The following is a 7,287-nucleotide window of genomic DNA, read 5'->3' on the forward strand; positions in this document are numbered from 1 at the left end:
GGTTACCGACGCAGCGAGCGAGTGAGATTGAGCAACTGCTGCCGCATCAGTGGGTATCTGCCTAAGTCGTGCAAGATGACTTCGGCGGACGCTTACGATGAAACTAACTGCGGTGGCGACCATCCGGACGAATTTTCCAGAGGCTCACTTCTGGATTGTTCGAAGGGGCTCAGCAGAGCATTGCGGCGAAGCGGTACGAAAGTTCAATCCAGAACATATCGGCATCCGAATTGACCGAACTGATCTGTTGTTACCGGACTACCTGTTCTACGCCCTTACCCACGTTCACCAGTCGGGGCATTGGAAGCAGTTAGCCACAGGGACACTGAGTCTGGTCAATATCCGTGTTTCAGACGTTCGAAGCATCGAGCTGTCACCACGGTGAAGACGGGGGCCGAAAGGCCTCCACTTCTTCGATGAAATTGAGGAATGAGACATGAGAATAGACATACCGTTGCCGTCCGTTAGCAAGCAGCAAGAGGTTATTTTTCAAGCTGCCACCGAGGAAGGTATTAAGCAACTGAAAGCTAATCTGAATGCGCCCAGGCTTCCAGGACAGTCGGAACTGGACGAAAGCCTGTACAGCCGCACGCACCTGCTACGCGAGCATGAAGGGTGGGAACCGCCCTCCCCTGAAATTGTTGGAGCCTATTTCCGACATTTTCAGGGATGCTTCCCAGAACACGGGACAGATGGAAAATTAGCCAGGCTATTGGGGCTTTCGTCTGATCGGCGCGTGCGTGATTACAAGCAGGGAGTAAGGAAGGTGCCTTATGGCGTCTGGCGACACTTCCTGGTGCTCACTGGGCGAGCCCCGCAGGACATCATCCCGGTATTGGCATTTATGGCGTAAAACCAGCGTTAGAAAGGATGCCGGGGCATGGCTGTAACCATCCCCAGCTTGGAACACATCAAACCTGACAGGGCTAAAATATGCTCCTTAATGAATATACCACCTACACCACCCTCCGAAGCCTGCCGATTGCTGAATTAGCCAATCCCGAACACCGGCCACTGCTGTTGTGGTACGCCAGGGAGATTGCGGTCCCCTGTGTAGCTGAAGCTTTTATGAACATTCTCCAGCATGGCTCCCAAAAATTGGTGCCTATTGCCGTTATTTCTCCCCTAACCCCAGAATAGGCTCACGATCGCAATACGTTTAAGGATATCTATTTAATATCCAATAGGTTTACAATAGGTATCAAAAGGATATCCTTTTCATCATGTTATGGGATTGAGGGAAAAACATGTCAGTCATTGTTATAGGCAATACTAAAGGTGGTGTTGGTAAATCTACTAACACTGTGCAGGTGGCTGTAGGGCGAGCCTTGCAGGGTAAGGACGTGCTGCTGGTCAATAGTGATCGCCAGTCATCCTCATCCAAGGCAATTGATCGTCGCGATGCTGCAGGTCTCACACCCAGCGTTACCTTGGTGGCTTACCCTGACGGTGAGCAACTGCGTACTCAAGTGTTGAGGCAGCTGGATAAGTACGACGACATCATCATCGATGCGGGCGGTCGCGATAGCAGCGCCTTTCGGCACGCGATGATGATAGCGGATGTGATGCTTGTCCCCATTGCTCCTGGAAATTTCGAGCTTGACGCGCTTGAAGATGAGTTGGTGCCTCTGATCATCGAGATCCAGGCATTACGTGGTGACAACCCTCTTCCCATCTATGCCTATCTCAATATGGCTGAGCCAAAAAAATACTCAAGCGACAACATTGGGACGCGCAAATCCATTGAAAATTACCCTCAGTTGACATTGATCGATTTGAGTATCGCCAGGCGTAAGTCAATAGCCGCTGCCTCGACCTTGGGCCTTGCAGTCAGTGAAATGAAACCCAAAGACCCCAAAGCGGTTAAGGAAATTGATGCGCTTTTAGCTGCACTATTTTGAGAAACGGCCATAAGGATATTTTTATCATATCCTTATGGTATCATTGAAGTATCATTAGGGTATTCTTAAGATATCAGGAAAATATCTCATGGCGATCATTCAAAGAGCACCTAAACCGGCGAGCGCCGACCGAGAGTCAAGTCAGGTCGCGGCTAAAGCCGCGGCCACCGCTCCCGATAGCAAGGCGAAGAAGAACATCAGGGGTAAGCGAGAGATGTTCCAAGTAGGTTTTGAGCCTGAGCTATTGGCTGAATTTGATGCTGCCCGTAAGCAACTGGGCCTGTCGCGACCAGCATTGATCAAAATTGCTGTGAGGCGGCTACTGGACGCTGGAGTGTAATAGGGTACTAAAAGGATATTCTTTTAGTATTATTAAGATGTTCTTATAATGCCTTTTGGATGTCTTTAGCAGGAGTGGCAGCCCTTTAGAGTGTTCGCGCAAGGCGAACCGAGGCGAAAGCTGAGTGGTTTCCGGATCTAGTACGAAGAGGGTGCCTAAGGCACCCTTTATCGTTTCTGGCATTAGGTTGTAACCAGTCGATTAAATGGAACGCCAGGGCAGGGCAGAGTCTCACATTAGGATACCTACACGTGCCTGTGAGGCCCTATGTGCAGCCATTACGAAGCACCCACTCCGCACCAGGTCGCCGATGCGTTTGGCGTGGCATTGTTTGACCAGGGCAGACTTGATTTGTGGCCTGCCTACATCGGCCCATTCTTACGCCATCCTGACGGTCGCGCCGAAGACGACGAATCTCCTGCAGCGATGGAAGTGATGACCGGCTCCTTTGGGTTGATCCCGTCCTGGAGCAAGGACAGTAAAATTGCCAGGCGCACCTACAATGCTCGATCAGAGACAGTGGCCGAGAAACCGTCATTCCGGCATGCATGGCGCCATGCGCAACATTGCATCATCCCAGCGGTGGCCATCTACGAGCCGGACTGGCGTTCGGGCAAGGCCGTTGCCACACGTATAGTCCGTGAGGACGCCGATCTGCTGGGCATTGCGGGTCTATGGGAGCAGTGGCGCGATCCGTCCACCGACCAGATCCTGCACAGCTACACCATGCTGACCGTGAATGCAGATGATCACGACTTCATGAAGGCGTACCACAAGCCCCAGGATGAAAAGCGCATGGTAGTGATTTTGCCCAAGGGCTCGTATACGGACTGGTTGAACGCGCAGCCGGAGCAGAGCGCAGCGTTCATGAACCAGTACCCGGCAGATCGGTTGATCGTGGACATGTGACCAGGTCTTCCCTGGAGCTGGTGATGGACAGGGTGACTTGTCGCGCTGGACGGCAGCAGCCACCAAGCCGCAGGCGCGGTAGCATTTTCCTATAACACGTAAGACACCAAAAGGCTGGGGCTATCTCCGGCCTTTTTGTTGCCGTACTATGTTGGGATTGATGGTGTAAGCACGTTCAGAGTAACCAATGCCCAAAGCAATCGTTGTTGAGGATGAGCAGCTTGAACACGCTGTTCGCGTTGCGAAAGTGAGCAGCAGTGAGAACGGAATTCGAGACGCTGCGCTGTTGCTGACCTGCTTTGGTACTGGCATGACAGTGACAGAGATTTGCAGGCTGCGAGTGAGCGACTATTTGACCGAGTCCGGTTCAGTTTTGACTGACTCCCAGGTGCGGGCAGAAATAGCCTACAACCATCGTTCAAGGCCATTGTGTTGGACCAGCAAGAAACTGATCAACGCCATTGATGCGCACCTCTTAGAGCGCGCCAAGCGCGGGCACGGCGTATCGACAAGGATTAAGGCTTTCCGTGGACTTGATCCCGAATCTGCTTTATTTGTTTCTGGACGCACAGGAGAAGGCTTGAAGATCAGCTCCAAGGTGCGAGAAGGGAAAACTTACTACAGCGCGAATCAGTTAACGCGGATCTACACCCGGCTGTTTTCAATGTCGGGTATTGAGGGAGCCAGTTCGCAGTCAGGGCGGCGCACATTGGCAGTCAAGCTCAAGCGCCGTGGGATCGACCTGAGGATCATTTGCGAGATATTGGGTATCGAGAGTCTTGAAGCGGTTAGAAAGCTCTGTGCAGGCGATCCTGCGCGCTTGGGCGACATAGTTCGGAGAATCATTTAATGGCGGTTCAGCGTTTGACACCGGCCGAGTTCAAAGCGGAATACCGTCGCCGGGGTTGGACAGGTAAGGACTTGGCAGCGCACTGGCGGAAGCACCCAGTTTCACTGAGCAAAATTATAAATGACCCTGAGCGCCCCCCACATTGGGACGACGCTGTTAGAGGGCTTCCCGCGTTCAAATAATTAGCCTATAGGCTAATATTATACTCATTGAAGCGAATCGATGAGGGCTTGGAAAATGCATCTGAATGAGACGATTGACCAATGGATCTGGGATGGAGTGTCGATCGTCGACATGGAGAATTTTTCGGCCTCCCTAAAGCTCGACCTGTTTAATCTTGTCGAGCAATATTTCCCCGAAGGCTGGCCCGAATCGGTTCCGGAAGAATACCGCGGATGGGTGTTCGGTCCCGTCTACGGTAAAGGGGATGATTGTCCAGAGGGGTACAAGCGCATGCTGCATATCCTGGCCATCGACCAGGCTGGAAAAGCCCTCACCCTTCAGGGAGCTTGCGACCTTTATCAAGGTGCTGACGGATACAAAATAGTTGTGACCACCGCGCCCAACGCTATGGCAATGGCTGAAGAATATTCTGCTGTAGTCAACGCGTAGGAATTCGCGGCAGATCTGTCGCCCAGGAACACCCTTTCCATTATCTAATCGACCGCGACTAACGACCGAAAGGAACCCCGCCATGCCCCTGACCCCAATCGAACAGAGCAATCCCGATGCCGTGGCAGACGTGCGTTTGCTGATTGAGTTTTTGGACAACGCGACCAGTCGTGCTGACCTAGACAGGCGCCATGCAGTCGCTGAGACCAAGGTCGCAGCGCTGAAAATGCAGGGTCAGCTGGGCACCCTGATGGCTGATGACCTACTGGTGGATCTGGACAATGCTCGCGAGAATATTTTGAAAGGCTGCGGGCCCGACTTGGAGTGACCCGATTCCAATAACGCGTCCTGTGTTCAATGAACCCGCGCTACATCATCAGCCCGCCAAGTCGCGGGCTTTGCCAGTACCAGGACGCGCTTTTAGCGATCCCGCACTATCACCCTGCAAGGAGCTGAACCAATGAGTAGCCGCATCGCGAATCTTCCCGAAGCCCCGACCCATGCCCTGCGCATGATCGATAACTGGTGCGGAGACAGCGACCTCAGTTTCGTGTTTGCGTTTGAAGTCGACGGCGCGTTCTATTCCTTCGAAACCGGCAAGCCTGTATTGCAGTACGAGGGCGACAAGGTGTTGCAAGCTTGGCCGCTGACGATCCCTGCGACGTGCGAACACTGCGGCGGCGATGGTCCGCTGATGCCTACACCAGAAGGCGACCACTGCGAATCTTGCTACGAGCAGGTGATGGGCGAGGCGGCGCAAGAATCGCGCAGCTGCGACGATACAGACATTCACGCGGCCTGAGCGGGAAAGCACACGTTACGTGTGACACGCCTTTGACTCGCAAAACAGACACAACAGAGAAATTTATGACCCCAAATCCAGATGATTTGAACTTGAAATCAGCAGACTTGATATCTGCATTAAGCCAAATGGAGCCGTTAGCCAGCGCGATAAAAGGGCTTGCACAGTCCCAGAAACATCAGTCGGATATTGAGATTGTGCGCCTCTGGTATACCGATCAGCAGCGGTCTGACGTCATTACCCAGCTCGACAGTGCAAGGAGAGCTCTCGATTTTGCCGATGGTGTGATGGAGCTCGTTGTTAGACGCAGATCTGACCAGCGAAGCTTCGAGCAGTATGCTCAGGCTCGGGGTGAGCAGGAGGCCCATAAGGCGTTCACGTCGGAGGAGGATGCCCAAGCTATGGTCAAAGGTCGTAGCTCTGACCTTGAACGCATCAAGTGGTCGCATCCTGTCGTTAGTCGTCTACATGCCCAGGTTCGCGGCTGGTAGGTAGTGTTGGTTCTGAAGCCTAGGAAAACACCAGGCTCATCCCAAGCCCAGCCATCTAGCTGGGCCGAGGCTGTAGAACCCACCCCTTTCAAGATTCGCAAGGAGCACCACCCATGACCACCACAGCCCCGCGTAAGTACATCCGCTCCGAGCCCCCGGCGCTGCTCACCGAACCGCTGACCGTGACGCTGCAGGGCACCTACTTGGACGCGTTGAACGAGTTGCGCCAGGCCAGGCATGCGATGTTCGCCCAGGCACCGGGTGAGCCGGCCTGGAAGACGCTGAGCAAGGCCCATGACGAGGCGGAGGCGCGCTTGGGCCGCCTGCTCGAATCCATGGTGAGTCTTGAGCTGGGCGAGCCCAGCGACTGGGCCGCCGACGAGTAGGAAAACCTTCGTTACCTTCCAACGTGGAACCTGGAGACGGGTAGAACAGCGAGATCGGCTGAGCGCTTGCTGCTGGTCAGGATCGTCTATCGGGCGGTTACGATCTGCGCGCCCGCCAGCAGCTATGCTCACTGACGAGCATCATCAAAAAGGGAACCTGATGCTGCTCAGTGACCACTCATCACCTTAAATTATGAGGAGATGCATTATGAAAAACGCATTTGACCTGCTTGTGGAAGGGCTGGCTAAGGACTACAACATGCCGCCCTTGCCTGACAAGAAACATATCGATGAAGTCTATTGCTTTGAGTTTCAAAGTGGTATGAACGTAAAATTATACCAAGACGAATTTCGCTGGGTATATTTCACCGCTGACGTTGGGACATTTCAAGATAGCAGTATTGACACATTAAACTACGCGCTCCAGCTGAACAACTTTAGCCTTAGAAAACCTTTCCTAACCTTCGGAATGACGAAGGAGAAAAACGGTGTATTGCATACACGCACCCCCTTGATTGAGGTAGACAACGTGCAAATGCGCAGGACATTTGAAGAGCTTATAGGCGTGGCAGGTGAAATCAGAAAAACACTAAAACTCAAGTAGTAGCGAGGAAGTTTTTAGTCTTGTGAACTCTGGCAATGTCACATAAATGCATCAATATTACATTGGCACTGTACATATACCAGAGCGTCGGGCAAAAAAGAAGCAATCTGCAGTTTTTAAAAAGAGGAAACCATTATGGGTAATATTTGCGGCACCTCGGGCTCACGCCATGTGTATAGCCCATCCGATACACAACGAATAACTTCAGCTCCCTCTACATCCACTCATATTGGTGGAGATACACTGACATCCATTCATCAGCTTTCGCATAGTCAGAGAGAGCAGTTTCTGAATGAACGAGCCCCATGAAAGACAGGACACCGTTCCCCCCTTAAGATAAGGGATAGGCAAACGGGTATGTTTATGACTAACAGCAACGATAAGGGTGGCGA

General features: G+C 52.6%; 12 protein-coding genes and 1 pseudogene. All 13 read left to right on the forward strand.

Going from position 1 to position 7,287, the window contains the following annotated elements:
• The first annotated feature begins 97 nt into the window (after positions 1 to 97).
• Positions 98 to 385, forward strand: a complete 288-nt coding sequence (locus KDX37_RS28375; RefSeq protein ID WP_231656521.1) for a hypothetical protein — start codon at positions 98 to 100, stop codon at positions 383 to 385.
• Between the two features lie 51 nt (positions 386 to 436).
• Positions 437 to 853, forward strand: coding sequence for a hypothetical protein (locus KDX37_RS28380; RefSeq protein WP_003348781.1), 417 nt, complete (start codon positions 437 to 439; stop codon positions 851 to 853).
• A 394-nt stretch (positions 854 to 1,247) separates the two neighbouring features.
• Complete coding sequence (locus tag KDX37_RS28385; RefSeq protein WP_003348786.1) at positions 1,248 to 1,901, forward strand: AAA family ATPase; 654 nt, start codon at positions 1,248 to 1,250, stop codon at positions 1,899 to 1,901.
• 88 nt (positions 1,902 to 1,989) lie between these two features.
• Entirely contained in the window at positions 1,990 to 2,241 is a 252-nt protein-coding gene (locus KDX37_RS28390; RefSeq protein WP_003348789.1) for a ribbon-helix-helix protein, CopG family, read from the forward strand.
• A 267-nt stretch (positions 2,242 to 2,508) separates the two neighbouring features.
• Complete coding sequence (locus KDX37_RS28395; protein ID WP_231656522.1) at positions 2,509 to 3,150, forward strand: SOS response-associated peptidase; 642 nt, start codon at positions 2,509 to 2,511, stop codon at positions 3,148 to 3,150.
• A gap of 187 nt (positions 3,151 to 3,337) precedes the next feature.
• Positions 3,338 to 4,000: a tyrosine-type recombinase/integrase gene (locus KDX37_RS28400; RefSeq protein ID WP_231656523.1), complete on the forward strand. Its 663-nt coding sequence runs from the start codon at positions 3,338 to 3,340 to the stop codon at positions 3,998 to 4,000.
• A 237-nt stretch (positions 4,001 to 4,237) separates the two neighbouring features.
• Positions 4,238 to 4,612: a hypothetical protein gene (locus KDX37_RS28405; protein WP_231656524.1), complete on the forward strand. Its 375-nt coding sequence runs from the start codon at positions 4,238 to 4,240 to the stop codon at positions 4,610 to 4,612.
• A gap of 82 nt (positions 4,613 to 4,694) precedes the next feature.
• Entirely contained in the window at positions 4,695 to 4,940 is a 246-nt protein-coding gene (locus KDX37_RS28410; RefSeq protein WP_060402271.1) for a hypothetical protein, read from the forward strand.
• A 132-nt stretch (positions 4,941 to 5,072) separates the two neighbouring features.
• On the forward strand, positions 5,073 to 5,414 hold the full coding sequence (locus KDX37_RS28415) for a hypothetical protein (protein ID WP_058825467.1): 342 nt from the start codon (positions 5,073 to 5,075) through the stop codon (positions 5,412 to 5,414).
• A gap of 65 nt (positions 5,415 to 5,479) precedes the next feature.
• Positions 5,480 to 5,905 (forward strand): hypothetical protein, encoded by a 426-nt coding sequence (locus KDX37_RS28420; RefSeq protein ID WP_231656525.1) that lies wholly within the window; start codon positions 5,480 to 5,482, stop codon positions 5,903 to 5,905.
• 113 nt (positions 5,906 to 6,018) lie between these two features.
• Positions 6,019 to 6,291 (forward strand): hypothetical protein, encoded by a 273-nt coding sequence (locus KDX37_RS28425; RefSeq protein ID WP_231656526.1) that lies wholly within the window; start codon positions 6,019 to 6,021, stop codon positions 6,289 to 6,291.
• Between the two features lie 208 nt (positions 6,292 to 6,499).
• On the forward strand, positions 6,500 to 6,895 hold the full coding sequence (locus KDX37_RS28430; protein WP_231656527.1) for a CesT family type III secretion system chaperone: 396 nt from the start codon (positions 6,500 to 6,502) through the stop codon (positions 6,893 to 6,895).
• Between the two features lie 135 nt (positions 6,896 to 7,030).
• Positions 7,031 to 7,201: pseudogene (locus KDX37_RS28435) on the forward strand (AvrPphF family type III effector); the annotation flags it as partial.
• Positions 7,202 to 7,287 lie beyond the last annotated feature (86 nt).

Source organism: Pseudomonas californiensis, from assembly GCF_021147775.1.
GTDB lineage: Bacteria > Pseudomonadota > Gammaproteobacteria > Pseudomonadales > Pseudomonadaceae > Aquipseudomonas > Aquipseudomonas californiensis.

Coding starts and splice junctions, on each gene's coding strand:
- KDX37_RS28430 (WP_231656527.1), top strand. CDS start 6,500: ATGAAAAACGCATTTGACCTGCTTGTGGAAGGGCTGGCTAAGGACTAC.
- KDX37_RS28380 (WP_003348781.1), top strand. CDS start 437: ATGAGAATAGACATACCGTTGCCGTCCGTTAGCAAGCAGCAAGAGGTT.
- KDX37_RS28395 (WP_231656522.1), top strand. CDS start 2,509: ATGTGCAGCCATTACGAAGCACCCACTCCGCACCAGGTCGCCGATGCG.
- KDX37_RS28390 (WP_003348789.1), top strand. CDS start 1,990: ATGGCGATCATTCAAAGAGCACCTAAACCGGCGAGCGCCGACCGAGAG.
- KDX37_RS28385 (WP_003348786.1), top strand. CDS start 1,248: ATGTCAGTCATTGTTATAGGCAATACTAAAGGTGGTGTTGGTAAATCT.
- KDX37_RS28415 (WP_058825467.1), top strand. CDS start 5,073: ATGAGTAGCCGCATCGCGAATCTTCCCGAAGCCCCGACCCATGCCCTG.
- KDX37_RS28420 (WP_231656525.1), top strand. CDS start 5,480: ATGACCCCAAATCCAGATGATTTGAACTTGAAATCAGCAGACTTGATA.
- KDX37_RS28425 (WP_231656526.1), top strand. CDS start 6,019: ATGACCACCACAGCCCCGCGTAAGTACATCCGCTCCGAGCCCCCGGCG.
- KDX37_RS28400 (WP_231656523.1), top strand. CDS start 3,338: ATGCCCAAAGCAATCGTTGTTGAGGATGAGCAGCTTGAACACGCTGTT.
- KDX37_RS28405 (WP_231656524.1), top strand. CDS start 4,238: ATGCATCTGAATGAGACGATTGACCAATGGATCTGGGATGGAGTGTCG.
- KDX37_RS28410 (WP_060402271.1), top strand. CDS start 4,695: ATGCCCCTGACCCCAATCGAACAGAGCAATCCCGATGCCGTGGCAGAC.
- KDX37_RS28375 (WP_231656521.1), top strand. CDS start 98: ATGAAACTAACTGCGGTGGCGACCATCCGGACGAATTTTCCAGAGGCT.